The organism is Delftia sp. (genome assembly GCF_059499305.1).
In genome coordinates this window covers 1-15,967 of sequence record NZ_JCABYI010000024.1, presented here as the reverse complement: position 1 = coordinate 15,967, position 15,967 = coordinate 1, and the positions used below count along the sequence as shown (strand labels likewise).

Annotated in this window: 12 protein-coding genes; 6 read left to right on the top strand and 6 right to left on the bottom strand. The window is 63.3% G+C overall.

The window, feature by feature from the left end; translation table 11 throughout:
• Positions 1-15 precede the first annotated feature (15 nt).
• A complete protein-coding gene (locus tag AC5I49_RS14365) occupies positions 16-1,716 on the bottom strand; it encodes a 2-isopropylmalate synthase (protein ID WP_495789551.1) in 1,701 nt (566 codons plus the stop codon).
• A 296-nt stretch (positions 1,717-2,012) separates the two neighbouring features.
• On the opposite strand from AC5I49_RS14365, the gene AC5I49_RS14360 reads away from it, so the two are divergent.
• The gene (locus AC5I49_RS14360) at positions 2,013-2,870 is read left to right on the top strand and encodes an AraC family transcriptional regulator (RefSeq protein WP_017404188.1); all 858 of its coding nucleotides are present in this window, start codon (positions 2,013-2,015) and stop codon (positions 2,868-2,870) included.
• A gap of 19 nt (positions 2,871-2,889) precedes the next feature.
• On the opposite strand, the gene AC5I49_RS14355 is transcribed toward AC5I49_RS14360, so the two are convergent.
• A complete protein-coding gene (locus AC5I49_RS14355; RefSeq protein ID WP_016447834.1) occupies positions 2,890-3,438 on the bottom strand; it encodes a DUF3455 domain-containing protein in 549 nt (182 codons plus the stop codon).
• 304 nt (positions 3,439-3,742) lie between these two features.
• On the opposite strand from AC5I49_RS14355, the gene AC5I49_RS14350 reads away from it, so the two are divergent.
• The 5 genes from AC5I49_RS14350 (at position 3,743) to AC5I49_RS14330 (ending at position 9,470) form a co-directional block, all read left to right on the top strand.
• Positions 3,743-4,327, top strand: coding sequence for an RNA polymerase sigma factor (locus AC5I49_RS14350; protein ID WP_126310845.1), 585 nt, complete (start codon positions 3,743-3,745; stop codon positions 4,325-4,327).
• A 37-nt stretch (positions 4,328-4,364) separates the two neighbouring features.
• Positions 4,365-5,192, top strand: a complete 828-nt coding sequence (locus tag AC5I49_RS14345) for an anti-sigma factor (RefSeq protein WP_016451141.1) — start codon at positions 4,365-4,367, stop codon at positions 5,190-5,192.
• Between the two features lie 232 nt (positions 5,193-5,424).
• Complete coding sequence (locus tag AC5I49_RS14340; protein ID WP_017404187.1) at positions 5,425-6,363, top strand: DMT family transporter; 939 nt, start codon at positions 5,425-5,427, stop codon at positions 6,361-6,363.
• Positions 6,364-6,405: 42 nt separating this feature from the next.
• Entirely contained in the window at positions 6,406-7,719 is a 1,314-nt protein-coding gene (locus AC5I49_RS14335; protein WP_016447830.1) for a Y-family DNA polymerase, read from the top strand.
• A gap of 191 nt (positions 7,720-7,910) precedes the next feature.
• Complete coding sequence (locus tag AC5I49_RS14330) at positions 7,911-9,470, top strand: methyl-accepting chemotaxis protein (RefSeq protein WP_046239606.1); 1,560 nt, start codon at positions 7,911-7,913, stop codon at positions 9,468-9,470.
• A gap of 86 nt (positions 9,471-9,556) precedes the next feature.
• On the opposite strand, the gene AC5I49_RS14325 is transcribed toward AC5I49_RS14330, so the two are convergent.
• The 4 genes from AC5I49_RS14325 to AC5I49_RS14310 form a co-directional block, all read right to left on the bottom strand.
• Positions 9,557-10,654, bottom strand: a complete 1,098-nt coding sequence (locus AC5I49_RS14325; protein WP_495789550.1) for a hypothetical protein — start codon at positions 10,652-10,654, stop codon at positions 9,557-9,559.
• Positions 10,655-10,855: 201 nt separating this feature from the next.
• On the bottom strand, positions 10,856-11,401 hold the full coding sequence (locus AC5I49_RS14320) for a hypothetical protein (RefSeq protein WP_495789549.1): 546 nt from the start codon (positions 11,399-11,401) through the stop codon (positions 10,856-10,858).
• 587 nt (positions 11,402-11,988) lie between these two features.
• Positions 11,989-12,537: a hypothetical protein gene (locus AC5I49_RS14315; protein ID WP_310041379.1), complete on the bottom strand. Its 549-nt coding sequence runs from the start codon at positions 12,535-12,537 to the stop codon at positions 11,989-11,991.
• Positions 12,495-15,932 carry an RHS repeat-associated core domain-containing protein gene (locus tag AC5I49_RS14310; RefSeq protein WP_495789548.1) on the bottom strand — a complete coding sequence of 1,146 codons (3,438 nt, stop codon included), beginning with the start codon at positions 15,930-15,932 and terminating at the stop codon, positions 12,495-12,497. Before AC5I49_RS14310 ends, AC5I49_RS14315 begins: the two co-directional genes overlap by 43 nt.
• Between the last annotated feature and the right edge of the window lie 35 nt (positions 15,933-15,967).

The window sequence follows — 15,967 nt, the reverse complement described above, 5'->3', positions numbered from 1 at the left end:
CTTTCAGGCTGCGCCTCAGGCTTGGGCAGGTACGCACCGGTTTTCCGGCTGCGCCGCCACCAGCCGGCCCGCCGCATGCAGCACCGCCAGGATGGAGGCGGTCACGATGTTGGCATGGCGCCCCGCACCGAAGCGCGTGCCCGCCACGCCGGGCAGGGCGGCCTCGACGATGGCCAGCGCCGTGGCGCCGGCGCCCTGGCCCAGGCTGCGCTCCTCGTAGTGGTCTATGCGCAGCGCGACGCCCAGGTGCTGGCCGATGGCAGCGGCCACGGCGTCGATGGGACCGCTGCCATCGCCATGCAGCTGCATTCGAAGCCCGTCCGTCCGCACCACTTCCAGCGCAATGCCCTGGCCCTTGGCGCTGTCGAACAGATGGTGGTTGTGGTAGCGCCAGGGAAGCTGCCGGGGTGCGAGGTAGGTGGACTCGAACAGCTCCCACAGGTCTTCACTGGCCAGCTCGGCCTCGCTGGCGTCGGCCTGGCGCTGCACCACGGCGCTGAATTCCACCTGCATGCGCCGGGGCATGGTCACGCCATGGTCGCGCTGCAGCAGGAAGGCGATGCCGCCCTTGCCCGACTGGCTGTTGACGCGCACGATGCTGTCGTAGGTGCGGCCCAGGTCCTGCGGGTCGATGGGCAGGTAGGGGACGCGCCAGGGCGCATCGGGCCGTTGCGCCGCAAAGCCCTTGGCGATGGCGTCCTGGTGCGAGCCCGAGAACGCCGTGAACACCAGGTCGCCCACATAGGGGTGGCGCGGGTGGATGGGCAGGGCCGTGCATTCCTCCGCAATGCGCGCCACGGCGGCGATGTCCGAGAAGTCCAGTCCCGGCGCGATGCCCTGCGTGTACAGGTTGAGCGCCAGCGTCACCACATCGAGGTTGCCGCTGCGCTCGCCATTGCCGAACAGGCAGCCTTCCACGCGCTGGGCGCCGGCCAGCAGCGCCTGCTCGGCGCAGGCCACGCCCGTGCCCCGGTCGTTGTGCGGGTGCACGGACAGCACGATGTGCTCGCGCCGCTCCAGGCGGCGGTGCATCCACTCGATCTGGTCGGCGAAGACATTGGCCGTGCTCACCTCCACCGTGGTCGGCAGGTTGATGATCATGGGCCGCCCGGGGCCTGCATCCCAGGCGCGGATGGCCGCGTTGCACACGGCCAGCGATACCTCCAGCTCGGCCATGCAGAAGGTCTCGGGCGAGTACTGCAGCACCCATTCGGTCTCGGGGTGGGCATCGGTGAGTTCGCGCAGCAGGGCGATGTGGTGCTCCACCATGGCGATGATCTCGGGCACCTGCATGCCGAAGACGATCTCGCGCCAGGCCGGTGCCACGGCGTTGTAGAAGTGCACGATGGCGCGCCGCGCGCCGGCCACGCTGTCCACAGTGGCGCGGATCAGGTCCTCGCGCAGCTGGGTGATGACCATGGGTGTCACATCGGCGGGGATCAGCCCTTCGTCGATCAGGTGGCGCACGATGGCGTAGTCGGTCTGCGAGGCAGAGGGAAAGCCCACCTCGATCTCCTTGAAGCCTATGCGCACCAGCTCGTGGAACAGGCGCAGCTTGCGCTCGCGGTTCATGGGCTCGAACAGGGCCTGGTTGCCGTCGCGCAGGTCGGTGGACAGCCACACGGGCGCCTGGCTCAGCTGGCGCGAAGGCCATTGGCGGTCGGGCAGGTCGACGGCGGGGAAGGGAAGGTATCTGGACGCGGGATTCTTCAGCATGCGGGCCTCGCAGGAAACGCTGGGTATGCAGCCACCGGATCGGCCGGCAGCCCCGCTCTCCTGGCTTCCCGGTGTGGGGAAGCTGCGCCAGGCCGGGATCAGGGAGAGTCGGTGCGAAATGCGGCGCCTGCGCAGGCGCCCGGACCCCGGCCATGGGCCAGGGATGGTAGGGAGGGCGAGGGCAGGCGGTGCATGGTGCGATGGCGGTGAATCACAGGGAACGGGTGCCAGTTTGCGGGCAGGGCATTTGTCTGTCTTTATAGAATTTCTCATTTTCTCCATGGATCTGGACAAACATGCGCACTGCCGCCGACCTTCCCGCCGTGCCCTGTGGCCATGCCGGCCTGCCTGAGCTGCAGGCTGCCGCGCCCTTGCCCGTCACGGGCGTGGCCGGTGACTATCCGGCCGGGATGGAAGTGCAGGAGCACTCCCACGAATGCTGCCAACTGCTCTATGCCGTGCAGGGCGTGCTGGAGGTGCGCGCGCGCAGCGGGCGCTGGGTGGTGCCGCCCACGCGCGGCGTCTGGCTGTGCTCGGGCGTGCCGCACAGCCTGCGCATGCGTGGTGCCGTGCAGGTGCGCAGCCTGTTCGTGGATGCCCAGGCGGCGCAGGGGCTGCCGGTGGCGGACTGCGTGATCGAGGTCTCGCCGCTGTTGCGCGAGCTGATCAGCGAGGTCGCGCGCTGGCCGGCGGCGCCGCAGCGCGGACAGGATGAAACGAGGAACCGGCTGGTCGTCGAACTGCTGCTGCAGGAATTGCGCCAGCCGCCTGTCGTGCCATTTCACCTGCCCTGGCCGCAGGATGCGCGCATGGCGGCTGTCTGCCGCGCGCTGGCCGAAGGCGGCCAGGCCGTGGGCCAGGGCGGTGAACGGGCTGAAAACCTGGCCGCCACGGCCGCCGACTGGGCCGCACGGCTGGCCATGGGCGAGAAGACTTTCCACCGCCATTTCCTGCAGGCCACCGGCCTGAGTTTCGGCCGCTGGCGGCAGCGCGCGCGGCTGCTGTCGTCCATGCAGGCCCTGCTGGCCGGCCGGCCCATCGTGCAGGTGGCGCTGGAGGCCGGCTATGAAAGCCACAGCGCCTATTCGCTGGCCTTCAGGCGCCAGTTCGGCATGCCGCCCTCGGCCTTCGGGGCAGGGGGCGGGCAGCCGTAGCGGCACCGGTGGCGGCGGATCAGGAAGCCTTCCAGATGATGTAGTCGGCCTGGTACTGCACCACCTGCTTTTGGCCCAGCGTGGAGCTGTTGCAGGCCATGGCCGGCGCCACGCCGCCGCGCGTGGCCACGCGCTGGATATAGGTCACGCCCTGCATGGCGCCCATGCCGGTGGCAGGTTCGGCCTTGACCAGTTGCAGGGGGATGTTGCCTGCGCTGGACGGAGCCACCGCGACCTGGGTGGCCGTGACCTTGGAGCCGTCCTGGTGCGCCCAGGTGGCGGGCGGGCCGAAGTAGCGGCCGATGACGCGGCCCTGGCGGTCCGTCAGGCGGGCATCGGGGCCGACGAAGGCCCACTCCTGCTCCATCGCCTGGTCCTTCTTGGCGCGGCACTCGTAGGTGATCTGGCCGATGCCGACGGTTTCCATGGCGACCTTGTGGCCTGCGGGCACCTGCACGGCGGCCGGCAGGCCGGACTGGGAATAGCTCTTGCTCATGTCCATGGAGGAGCAGGCGCCAAGCGTCAGTGCAGCCATGGTGGCCAGGCCGAGGGGGAGGATGTAGCTCATGAGGTTCTCCAGGTCGAGGGGTTGAGGGATGTCGCCTTGGACCGCTGTCCGGGGCGCGACACACGGAATACGCAGCATGGGTGAGGTTGGATTCACCTGGGTGCAAAAAAAATTTATCCGCATCCGGTTCGCAATGTGCTGCGTATTGCCCAGTGAGAGCCGGCGCAGGCCGGCAGACCGGTACCAGACCCCCTGCAGGCCACCGATATGACCCCTGCAGCCGATTGAAGGACACGACAAGCCCCCCGGGGCGGCGACGCAACAGTGCGGGCCACGGGGCCGCCCGCTCGCCCACAATGCGTGCATGGGCACCACACCAACCGACCAAGAGCTGATGGAACTTCTGGACCGCATCGCAGCGCAGGACGAGCCCGCGCTCCGCAGCCTGTACGAGGCCACCTCGTCCCGGCTGTACGGGCTTGCGCTGCGCATCCTGCGGCACAAGGACTGGGCCGAAGACGTGCTGCAGGACAGCTACCTGCACATCTGGCGCAGCGCCTCGGGCTACCGGGGCTCGCTGAGCCCGCCGCTGGCCTGGATGGGCCTGGTGGTGCGCAGCAGGGCGCTGGACTTCCTGCGCCGGCGCCGCGCCGAACGCCTGCACCTGAACGAGGAGTTCGATGAGGCGCAACTGGCGGCCCATGGCGGCGGGAGCGATGAAAGCCAGGGCCCGCTGCAACTGGCCGAGGCCAGCGAGCAGGCGGTGGCGCTGTACCAGTGCCTGGAGCGGCTGGAAGGCCGCCAGCGCGAGGTGGTCAGCCTGGCCTACCTGCGTGACCTCAGCCACGGCGAACTGGCCGGCCAGCTGCAGTTGCCGCTGGGCACGGTCAAAACCTGGATCCGGCGCGGCCTGGAGCAGTTGCGCCGCTGCCTCTCGCGCCATGCGTGATGCAGATGACATGCTCTGAGCGGCCCAAGGATTTGCCATGAATATTTCCCGACACCCCGAACTGCTGGACCGGCTGGCCGCCGCATACGCCCTGGGCACGCTGCGCGGTGCGGCACGCCGCCGCTTCGAGCAACTGGCCCGTGACCAGGCCCCGGTGCGCGCCGCCGCCCTGCTGTGGCAGGGCCGCTGGTCGGCCCTGTCCGAAATGCAGGCTCCCGTGCGCCCCGACGATGCGGTCTGGGTCCGCATCGACAACCTGCTGCAGGCCGAAAAGGCCCGCGCCGCCCAGCCGCACCGGCGGCGCGCCGTTGATGGGCAAGGCCTGGACGAACGCGCGAAATCCGGCGTGGGCCGTGCCCTGGCCTGGTGGCGCGGCGCGGCCCTGCTGGGCGCCTGCGCCACCGTGGCGGCCGTGGCCGTGGGGCTGTGGTCGCACCAGGACCTGCGCCAAAGCGGTGAGCGCCAGCTGGCCGTGCTGCGCAACCAGCTGCAGGCCGCCCAGGTCGCGCTGCAGGCAACGCCCCAGATCCAGTACGTGGCCGTGCTGGCCGACGACAAGGCCGATGCCTCCATGCTCGTGACCTTCGACCCCGGCAAGAACAGCCTGGTGCTGCAGCGCGTGGGCGACTTCCACGAGGCCGCAGACAAATCGCTGCAGCTGTGGGCCCTGCCGCCCCAGGGCGGCCCGCAGTCGCTGGGCGTGCTGGGACGCGACAAGCTCGTGAAGCTGACGGCAGCGGCCGCCGAAGTCCAGGGCGTGCCTGCCCTGGCCATCAGCCTGGAGCCCAAGGGCGGCGTGCCCAGCCAGACCGGGCCCACGGGACCGGTGCTGTTCAAGGGCGCGCTGATCCGGCGCGACCTGTAGCGCGCCGCGCAGGCCCGCTCGCCATTGGCGACGGCCGTGCTGCTGCACAACGCAGCCTGCTTGCCCTGGCCAGAGCAGGGCGCGCGTGCAGCGTTGGCTGGCCGGCCTCTGTTTCGCTGCCGGGCGCGGCAGCCTTCTCCAAGTGCGTGCGCCTGGTGCCCGACCGGCGGCTATGCTGGCCGGCACTCAGTCGCCCGCGCCATGCCGGCGGTGCCTTCCCTTTTTTGCCGACATGCTTTCTTCCCTCCAAGACCTGACCTGGCTGTGGGTGCCCGTGGTGCTGTTCGCCGCAGCCGCCCAGACTGTGCGCAATACGGCCCAGCGCTCGCTGACCTCCGAACTCGGCACCCTGCCGGCCACCCTGGTGCGCTTTCTCTACGGCCTGCCGTTTGCCGGCATCTACCTGCTGGCGCTGTACCTGGGAGGGGACGGGGCCTGGGCGCTGCCCCGGTTCTCCTGGGCCTACCTGGGCTGGATCGCGCTGGGCGCCTTCTTCCAGGTAGCGGCCACGGCGGCCTTGCTGCTGGCCATGAAGGAGCGCAACTTCGCCGTGGCCGTCACCCTGTCCAAGACCGAGGTGCTGCAGGTCGCCCTGTTCGCAGGCCTCTTCCTGCACGAGCTGCCCACGGCCGTGGCCCTGCTGGCCATGGCGCTGGCCACCTTGGGCGTGCTCATCCTGTCGCTGCCGCCGCGCGGCCAGATGCTGTCGCTGTCGGCCTGGGCCAGCCGCTCGGCGCTCTATGGCCTGGCCTGTGGCGCCTGCTTTGCCATCGCCACCGTGGGCTACCGGGGCGGCGCCGTGGAGCTGGCGCGCCTGGGCGAGATATCTCCCTGGCTGTCGGGCGCCTGGGGCGTGCTGATTGCCCAGCTCATGCAGACCCTGGGCCTGGGCGCTTGGATTGCGCGCACCCACGCGCAGGGCCTGCGCCCCATCTTCCGCGCCTGGCGCGTGTCGCTGCTGGCCGGCGGCATGGGCGCGGCCGCCTCGCTGGCCTGGTTCACCGCCTACGCCCTGCAAGGCGCCGCGCCCGTGCGCACGCTGGGCATGGTCGAGGTGGTGTTCAGCTACATCGTCTCGCGCCGCGTGCTCAGCGAAAGCCTGAGCCGCCAGGAGAAGATCGGCATGGCTCTGATGGTGCTGGGACTGGTGCTGATCTGCCTGCAGGGATGAATGGTCCAGGGCCTGTGGGAACAAGCCCTGCAGGCTGTATGAATGCACAGTTGCCGCAATAATGGCGGCGTGCCTGAAACGACACCCACGACACCCGCAAGCCCTGCCGATGCTGCGCCTGCGCGCCGCATCGCCCACCTGGACATGGACGCCTTCTATGCCTCGGTGGAGCTGCTGCGCTATCCGCAGCTCAAGGGGCTGCCCGTGGTCATCGGCGGCGGGCGCCGCGCGCATGACGAGGCGCTGGATGCGCGCTACGCCGGGCGGCTGCACGAGATTCCGGTGGACGAGTTCTCGCGCCTCAAGGACTACGTCGGCCGGGGCGTGATCACCACGGCCACCTACCCGGCGCGCCAGTTCGGCGTGGGCTCGGCCATGGGCATGATGAAGGCCGCGCGCCTGTGCCCGCAGGCCATCATGCTGCCCGTGGACTTTGCCGAGGTGCGGCGCTTCTCGCGCATGTTCAAGGAGATCATCGTCTCCATCGCCCCGCTGATGGAGGACCGCGGCGTGGACGAGGTCTACATCGACTTCACCGACGTGCCTGGCGGCCAGCGCGAAGGCGGGCGCGTGCTGGCTCGGCTGATCCAGAAAACCATCACCGACGCCACGGGCCTGACCTGCTCCATCGGCGTGGCCCCCAACAAGCTGCTGGCCAAGATGGCCAGCGAATTCAACAAGCCCAACGGCATCTCCATCGTCCAGCCCGAGGACCTGCAGACCGTCATCTGGCCGCTGGCCTGCCGCAAGATCAATGGCATAGGCCCCAAGGCCGACGCCAAGCTGCAGGCGCTGGGCATACGGACCATCGGCGAGCTGGCCGCGCAAAGCCTGCCCCAGCTCGTGCAATGGTTTGGCCGCGCCTACGGCAACTGGCTGCATGGTGCCTCCTGGGGCCGTGACGACCGGCCCGTGGTCACGCACAGCGAGCCCGTCTCCATGAGCCGCGAGACCACCTTCGAGCGCGACCTGCACGCCGTGCGCGACCGGGCCGAACTGAGCGCCATCTTCACCGACCTGTGCGAACGCCTGGCCCAGGACCTGCAGCGCAAGGGCTACATGGGCCGCACCGTGGGCATCAAGCTGCGCTACGACGACTTCAAGACCGCCACGCGCGACCACACGCTGGAGCTGCCCATGGCCGATGCCGCCACCCTGCGCCGCGCCGCAGGCCAATGCCTCAAGCGCGTGCCCCTGGCCAAGCGGCTGCGCCTGCTGGGCGTGCGCGTGGGCAACCTCGTTCGCACGGCCGACTGGAACGCCACCGCCCACGACCCGCTGGCGCGCGAGCAACTGCTCAGGGGACCGGCCCAGCCCGCGCCGGACAGCGATCCCTTTACACCTCAACTGTTCTGAATCATCACCACAAATCTGGCGCACACGCTGTAAAACCATGCACCAGTTCCGAGCATGGGACTGGGGTTGCCGTGCTGTGAGATGATTTGGAAATGTGAATTTGTGTTTCCGTTTGATGGATTCCGGTGGCTTCAGAGCGCTTCGCCTTGCCATTTCACAAGAACAAGAGACATCCCAAAGGAGTGGTACCCATGCGCGTGAATTTGCCCGTCAGCCAGCTCAACTACGACTTTCCGGGCGATGAGCTGCTGGTATCCGTCACCAACACCAAGGGCGAGATCACCCATTGCAACCCTGCCTTCGTGCGGGTCAGCGGCTATACCTACGAGGAGTTGATCGACCAGCCGCACAACCTCATCCGCCACCCGGACATGCCGGCCGCCGCCTTCAAGGACATGTGGCGCACCATCGCCCACGGCTACCCGTGGACTGCCCTGGTCAAGAACCGGCGCAAGAACGGCGACCACTACTGGGTGCGCGCCAACGTCACGCCCATCATGGAAGGCGGCCGGCCGCGCGGCTACCTGTCGGTGCGAACCAAGCCCCGGCCGGACGAGATCGAGGCCGCCGAAGCCCTCTATGCCCGCATGCGCGCCGAAGCCGATGCCGGCCAGGAAACCCTGCGACTGCGCGGCGGCGAACTGCGCCGCCTGGGCCTGGCCGGGCTGTGGGACCGCCGCAGCGACCTGGGCCTGACAGCCCGCATGGCGCTGATGCTGGGCGGCGTGGGCCTGGCGGCCATGCTGCCCGACCTGCTGGGCTGGCAGGGCGCCGCAGCCTGGGGCACGCGCCTGGCCGCCTTGCTGGCGGGTGGCAGCTTTGTGCTGTGGCGCTTCCAGCAGCGCTGCGTGGCGGGCCTGGAGCAGGCCAGCGGCTTTGCCGCCGACATTGCCAGCTGCCAGCTGGGCACGGACATGCAGCACGACTACAGCGGCCCCATGGGCGCCCTGATGCAGCGGCTGCAGCAGATCCAGATCAACCTGCGCGCCGTGGTCGGCGACGTGCGCACCGAAATGCGCGGCTTTGCCACGACGGCCCACGAGATCGCCCAGGGCAGCTTCGACCTCGCGCAGCGCACAGAATCCCAGGCCACCAGCCTGCAGCAGACGGCGGCCTCGATGGAAGAGATATCGGGCACCGTCGCACAGACCGCCGACACGGCCCAGCTCATGGCCCATGAAAGCGACCAGAGCCGCCAGGTCGCCGGCAAGAGCGGCGCCGCCATCCAGGAAGTGGGCGCTGCCATGGAGCACATCCGCGGCTCCTCGCGCCGCATGGGCGAGATCATCGGCGTGATCGAGAGCATTGCCTTCCAGACCAACCTGCTGGCCCTGAATGCCGCCGTCGAAGCGGCACGCGCAGGCGAGCAGGGCCGCGGCTTTGCCGTCGTGGCCGGCGAAGTGCGGGCCCTCGCCCAGCGCAGCGCCTCGGCCGCCAAGGAAATCAGCGGCCTCATCAACCGCACCGTGGACGGCATCAACGATGGCAACGCCCGCATGGACGCCGCAGGCCGCACCATCGACGGCATGGTCGACGCCGTGGGCCGCGTCAGCGACCTGGTCCACCAGATCAGCATCGCCACGCGCGAACAATCCGTAGGCATCGCCCAGGTCAACGACGCCGTGGCCCAGCTCGACTCCGTCACCCAGCAAAACGCCGCCCTGGTCGAGCAATCGGCCGGCGCGGCGGGCTCGCTGCGTGCCAGCGCCCAGTCGCTGGAGCGGTCGCTGGAGGTGTTTACGTTGAGGTGAGGGGGAGGGGCCGGTAGGAGGGGGCCTGCTTGGGGCAGGCCACAGTCAGGCCATGGGCTGTGACTGCCTTGAAATGCCGGGACAGTTCAGAAATCCCGGCTTTCGATAAAACAGAATTCGGTGCGGTTCGCGCCTGAGTCGGTTTTGAGGCGAGAGTCCGCGCTGACGATATGCAGCTCGTTGCCATAAGCATGCACGTAGTTGAAATCATTGCCGGATGCCACTACACCTGATTCTGTATCTATGCTTGTATGGACTGATTGGTCTTGCTGACTGATGCGGTGCACTAGGAGCTTCCTATCATTTACGCCAACCCAGGCAATGTCTTTGCCCACCTCTACCATCTTCCCAAAAATGGAAGCGATGTTCTGGCGTTGATGAAGCTTGGTTCTCCATAGAAATCCAAAATTCTCCGAACGTTTTTCTACATAGAGCTGCTCGCCGATCCAGTAGCTGATGGCCAGGCCTCCATCTTTGAGTGCAATGCCTGTGGTTGCAGTTGAATTCAAAGGGATTTCAATCAACAGATTTCCTGTGGCACCATAGACTCTCAGTGCCGATCCGATAGATTGCTGAGAGATTTTTTCTACGTAATAGTTGATGATTCCGATGATGCGCCCCTGGCTTTCGAACAGCGCCGTTATCTCCCCTTGGCGATTGCCTTGTATTTTTAGTGGCTTGCTTTTCTGTAGGTCATGGCTGAGATGTTGTAGGAATGGCATATCTTTTTCTGTTATTCCTCCTATGAAATAGCCCTTGGCACTTGCGGCGATGCTGCGGACAAGTGTCATTTCGCTCAATGGTCTGGTGCGCGATACCATTGACAAGTCTTTCTTCAATTGCAGAATTGTCGAATCGCCTTTGTGGCCCATGTGAACTAGTAATGGACGGTATTGGGTGGTTTGTGCAAATGACGGGAGAATATAGAGGCTGATCGGTGAATTTATTATCTCGGTGGATTTTTCTGAGCCACATCTCATCTCCTGGGTATATAGAGATGGGGTGTTTTCAGATGAGTGTGTTTTTAATATTGACTTGACTAGATGCGAGGTGCCATTTCGTGAGATTAATTGTACATACGGAGGATGTGCTGGCTTTGTATTTGTAGTGGATAAATTTAACTTTGCGTACGCTTGAGTGATGCTGGTCGCAAAATATATGATCAATAATTGGAATATTTTCATGAAATATTCCGAATGGTTTGATGAATGATTGTCTGGCGTACGACATGTTGTGGAATGTGTTCTGGATTGTTCATGCATAGGCATAAAGTACAACATGAAAGAACACAGGCCTACGGGTTTGCATCCATATCGTCATGGATGGGCTGGAGTTTATTTTCCTGCATATACCCCTTATTGAATGTCCTGAGTAATTGCTTCTGTCTAGCGCCACTTATAAGGTTCAGCGGTGACTTCCACTTTGTCATCTCGAAATATGACAATCATCTTCAATTGGGTATTTGGGCGGTCTGCTCGGATTTTTGAAATAAGCTCTGGAGTCAGTATGGGAGTCAGGTCCACACGCTGTACGTAATGGGGGTTGGTGGCCCAGAGTTTCTCATAAATTTCTTCGCTTTTGCTCGAGTACTTTATTTCTTGCGGAGTGTTTTTTGACCAATCGAGAAATTCATTGCTATAAATAAGCCACTCTATTTCTACAGATCTTGGTATTCCTCCTTGTGTATCTCCTGGCATAAAACTCATATGTGATCCTCCTCCTCCTGGGCCAAGTGGACCAGGAAATGGTCCTCGTCGTCCGTCAAAATCAAAACGCTTTGCTAATAATGAGCTTATTCCTTTGTTGTAAAAAGACAATGACAAGCCAATGCCTTGCTTTCTATTTGCGCAACTGGCTAATGGTAATAAAAATGATGAGGAAAAATAAACTATCGCAGTGCGACGGTTAGTCCATAATTTTCTTGTAGCCATTTTGCATATTCCCTTATATCTATATCTCCAGTAATAGCTGATACACCATCCCTATCAAATCCCGGCCTGTCTCTATATTTGATGAATTTTTGGCTCTCGGCGTGCGTCAGTCCTTCTATCTCTGCAACACGTCGATAGATACAATCACCTTTCTTTTCATTGTTCTTTTTTAAACAAAAAAGGCTGTCTTCTGGAATTCCGCCGGGAGGTGTAGTGCTTTTGTCGTGAAGAACGGGCTCGGTTACTGTGCCCCATTTTCTGTCACCAGCCTCCTACCAGCTTCTCATTGCTAAACCACTCTCCTTTGCCTTCTCTGTAATCCAGTTCAGCGCCACATTGGACAAGTCGCCCGTCCCAAAGCTGCCGCCAATATCGTAATGGCTTCCAATAAATCCCGGTTTTACCCTTCGATTAATAGATTCGCCTGGGAATATTGGGCGTCGCGGTAATGGCCCAGCAGGCGCAGTGCGATCCCTTTGACAGCACCTGCTGCTGCCAAGATGCATTCCACATGGGCGCCATGTCCTGCTGCTTCAGGATGCGCCGGCCTACCACGTCATATTTGGGATTGTTGTGAGAGAATAAAATCATCGCCACTTATAAGGTTTCGCAGTAATTTCTACCTTGTCATCCCGAAATATGACAATCATCTTCAATTGTGTGTTTGAGCGGTCTGCTTGGACTTTCGCGATGAGTTCTGGCGTCAGCATGGGGGTGAGTTCTATGCGCTGTACGTAATGGGGGTTGGCGGCCCAGAGTTTTCTATAGATTTCACGATTTTCTTTTGAATATCTTTCATTGTCTGGAGTATTGTTTGACCAAGCTAGAAACTCCTCACTATGAAGAACCCACTCTGCCTCTACGAATTTCGGAACTCCACTTTTAATGTCTCCTGGCATGAATCCCATATTTTTGCTGTTCGTTAAGCTTGGACCAAGATAGCCCGGTATTGGTCCTCTTTTTCCATCAAAATCAAATCTCCTGGTTGCTAGCGGGTGAGAGCCTTTATTGTAAAATTCCAGTGATAAACCGATGCCTGGCTCCCGATGTGCACAACCAATCAGAGAGGATGAAATTGCTGTGCAACAATAACTTATTGCAGTGCGACGGTCAGTCCGTAATTTTCTTTCAGCCATTTGACGTACTCCTTCATGTTGATATCTCCGGTAATGCGTGAAGATCCGTCCAAATCCATTCCCGGTCTGGTTCTATATATGATAAATTTTTGACTCTCCTCTGCACTCATGCCGCCAGGACTGAACTTTTTTCTAGGGACACAATTTTTTTCTTTTGCATTGTTGTCTCTTATGCAAAAGGCACTGTCGTCAGGTGGGTCAGAATAGATGTAGCTTTTATCGTGGAGAACTGGCTCTGTGACCCTTCCCCAAGCCTCATTGCCAGATTCATCCCATTTTTTCATTTTCAAACCGCTTTCCTTTGCCTTCTCAGCGATCCAATTCAACGCCACATTCGATAAATCCCCAGTCCCAAAGCTGCCACCAATATCCGCATGGCTGCCTATGAATCCGAGTTGAGTGCCTCGGTTTATGTCCTCTCCGGGGAATAGATATCTGTGTTCATTGAGTGCTACTGCATGAAAAACATGCTGCACTTCCGAAGGAATGGCTAGTTGCCATTGTTCGTTGAGGCGCCCATTTGCGCCGAACTGCGCCACCGTATCCCACAGCCCCAGAAACCGAAGCTCCATACATGCGGACTTATCTTTCCAATGCTGTTCTTTGATACGGGTGGCAACCTTGTTTGCAAAGTCCCGGCCCATGGCTGCGCCACGGCTGAACCCAATGATGTCGATACTGACCTTTTTTCCTTCTGCAAACGTATGCTCTTCCATGAATTTATCCAGATTTTTCAGCATATGGTCTACGCGCGCACGTGCTGTACTGGCTACCATGTGGTCATTCCATGGTGCTGTAATTTTGCTTTCGTCGTCATAGCGGCCAACGCCGTTCATGTACCATGATTTTCCATTGATATTTTGGTCATACGCTAAATAGAATTTATAGACGTTGGACCAAGTATCCTTATCTGGCGGTGGATTGGAATTATTGGTCCCATCAAACGCAAAAAGAATCAACCCCTCCGGATCCACATACCGCAGCGGATTGCCCCGCACATAGCTGTAGGGATTGGGTCCATCCGGCATGCCCAACGGATCGGGTGTGAGGTATTGGCCCCGGTCCGGGTCGTAGTAGCGGTGCAGGTTGTAGTGCAGCCCGGTTTCGGCATCGTGGTACTGGCCCGGCAGGCGCAGCGGCATTTCAAAGCCCGGGGCTGAAGGTTGGGACATCACCTGCTGCCGGCCAAACGCCGTGTAGCGTGCACGCCAGATCAACTGGCCTTGCGTGTCGGTGGCCGCTTCCACGGCACCCAGGTGGTTGGTGTGCAGCCAGGCCAGGCGTTCGCCGCCGCCCACCCAACGGCCCGCGATGGTGCCCAGGTCCTGCACGATGCGCCCCAGCGTGCCGGGGCCATCCGCAGGCTTGCGGCCTTGGGGCGTGTCGATGACGGCCAGGGGCCACTGGCCCAGGTGGATGTACTGGCGCGTGATGCGGCCCTGGGCATCGAGTTCGGCGCTGAGTTGGCCAGATTCGTAGAGGTACGCCCGGCTGCCTCCTTGGGCCTTGCCGGTGTGTTTGGCAATGCGCTCGCCCCGGTGGTTGTAGCGGTAGCGGGCCAGCGGGGCGCCCTGTTCGCTGACCTGTTCCAGCCGTCCCAATGCGTCCCAGCGGTAGCTGTGCGGGCCTGCCTGCAGGGGCTGGCCGTTGGCGTTGTACTGGGTGCGCTGGGTGGTTGTGTCTTTCTGGTCCGCTGCACGCTCGGCACTCCAGCGGTGGCTGCCTGGCAGGTAGGCGATGGCCCGCGTGCCCGCCTGCAGATCGCCGGAGGACACGTTCTGCTGGTCCAGGGTGCGCCTGCCGGCCTCGTCATAGTGGTAGCGGCTGGAGCGCAGTTCCTGGCCAGTGCGCTGGACCTGGACGATCAGGCGGTCGTGCATGTCGTAGGCATGGCTGTCCTGGTGCAAAGTCTGCGGGGCTTGGCTGTAGTGGTCCTGGCGCAGCAGCAGGTTGCCTTGGCTGTCCCACAGGTAGCGCATGTCCAGCAGGGCTTGGGGGGCGGTGGGCTGGCCCAGGGCTCCCGGCTGGTCGGGCGCCGGTTCGGCTGTCGTTTGCGCGGCAGTTGCTGCAGTGGCCTGTGCCTTGGCTTGCATGGGCTCGGCCGCATGGGCCGGGGTCAGGCCTAGCAGTTGCTCTGCAATGTCGGTGGGCCGGGCACCCAGCATCCAGTCATGGGATGTGCCAGAGGCAGTGCGTGTGTTGTTCTTGCCGGTCTGGCGGTAGACGATGCGCGCCAGCAGGCCTTCGCGGCTGCGCTGATAGCGGGCCTCGATGCCGTTGCCTGCCTGCCAGCTGCGCAGTCCCACCAGGTCGCGCTCGAATCCGGTGGCAATGGTTTGCGCCGGGCTGAGCCAGCGCAGCCAGGGAGTGCGCACGCGCTGCCGCTGCAGGCCGGTGATCTGGCCATGGCCGTCGCGCAGGTAGTGCAGCCAGCTGCCGTCGGGAAGGCTGGCGGCGGAGAGTCTGCCGTGGCTGTCGTATTCGTAGTGGAGGGTGTGGTGCTGGCTGCTCTCCCCGCTTTCACCGTTTGCACCGCTTTCTTCATGGCGGGTGATGCGCTTGCGCACGCGCAGGCCCCTGTCGTTGTATTCGTAGGCCTCGCTTTGCTCGGGATGCTCCAGCGCCACCAGCCTGGGGCCCTGGTAGCGCCAGCGGGTGGTGGTGGTGCGTGGCCGCGCGCCATCTTGCGGCAGTTGCGTGATGGTTTGGCGCAGGATGCGGCCGCGCAGGTCGTATTCGTAGCGCGCCTGCTGGCCCAGGGCGTCGCGGCCCGAGACCAACCGGTCGGTGGCGTCGTAGCCGCGAATGCTCAGGCCGCTGTCGGGGCTGAGGGTGGCGACGCTGCGGCCGAAGTCGTCGTAGAACTGGCGTGCCTGCGGTGCAGTTTCAGTGCCGGCCTTGTCTGCGGCGGATGGCGGCTGCTCTGGCGCGCCGGGCTGGTAGGTCTGCACCTGGGCCATGAGGCGGCTGCCGTCATCGGCGCGGCCACCGTAGCGACCGGACTGCAGCAGGCGGCTTTCCGTGTCGTAGCGGTGCTGTGTGAAGCTGCCTCGGACATCGGCGCTCCACAGCAGGCGGCCCAGGGCGTCATGGTGCTGGCGGGTCTGGGCCGCATAGGCGGCATTGCCCGTCTTGTCCCCGTTGCCGGGCCAGCCGCCGGTGCCGGTTTCCGTGAGGTGGCCCAGCGCGTCGTAGCGCCAGCTTTGCTCTTGCAGCACGCTGGCGTCGGGGGCCAGGCTGCGCATGGCCACCAGTCGGGCCTGGGCGTCGTGGCGCAGTTCGGTGCGCCAGCCCGTTTCGTCCTCCTTGGCCGAGGGATCCCGGCTGTGCATCTGGATGATGCGCCCGGCCTTGTCATGCTCCAGCGCCACGGCGGTGCCATCGGGCTGCAGCACGCGCGTGACGTGGCTGCCGCTGCGGTCCCAGCGCA

Excerpts from the sequence above, each read along its gene's own strand:
- AC5I49_RS14365 (WP_495789551.1), bottom strand. The coding sequence starts at position 1,716 with ATGCTGAAGAATCCCGCGTCCAGATACCTTCCCTTCCCCGCCGTCGAC.
- AC5I49_RS14360 (WP_017404188.1), top strand. The coding sequence starts at position 2,013 with ATGCGCACTGCCGCCGACCTTCCCGCCGTGCCCTGTGGCCATGCCGGC.
- AC5I49_RS14355 (WP_016447834.1), bottom strand. The coding sequence starts at position 3,438 with ATGAGCTACATCCTCCCCCTCGGCCTGGCCACCATGGCTGCACTGACG.
- AC5I49_RS14350 (WP_126310845.1), top strand. The coding sequence starts at position 3,743 with ATGGGCACCACACCAACCGACCAAGAGCTGATGGAACTTCTGGACCGC.
- AC5I49_RS14345 (WP_016451141.1), top strand. The coding sequence starts at position 4,365 with ATGAATATTTCCCGACACCCCGAACTGCTGGACCGGCTGGCCGCCGCA.
- AC5I49_RS14340 (WP_017404187.1), top strand. The coding sequence starts at position 5,425 with ATGCTTTCTTCCCTCCAAGACCTGACCTGGCTGTGGGTGCCCGTGGTG.
- AC5I49_RS14335 (WP_016447830.1), top strand. The coding sequence starts at position 6,406 with ATGCACAGTTGCCGCAATAATGGCGGCGTGCCTGAAACGACACCCACG.
- AC5I49_RS14330 (WP_046239606.1), top strand. The coding sequence starts at position 7,911 with ATGCGCGTGAATTTGCCCGTCAGCCAGCTCAACTACGACTTTCCGGGC.
- AC5I49_RS14325 (WP_495789550.1), bottom strand. The coding sequence starts at position 10,654 with ATGAAAATATTCCAATTATTGATCATATATTTTGCGACCAGCATCACT.
- AC5I49_RS14320 (WP_495789549.1), bottom strand. The coding sequence starts at position 11,401 with ATGGCTACAAGAAAATTATGGACTAACCGTCGCACTGCGATAGTTTAT.
- AC5I49_RS14315 (WP_310041379.1), bottom strand. The coding sequence starts at position 12,537 with ATGGCTGAAAGAAAATTACGGACTGACCGTCGCACTGCAATAAGTTAT.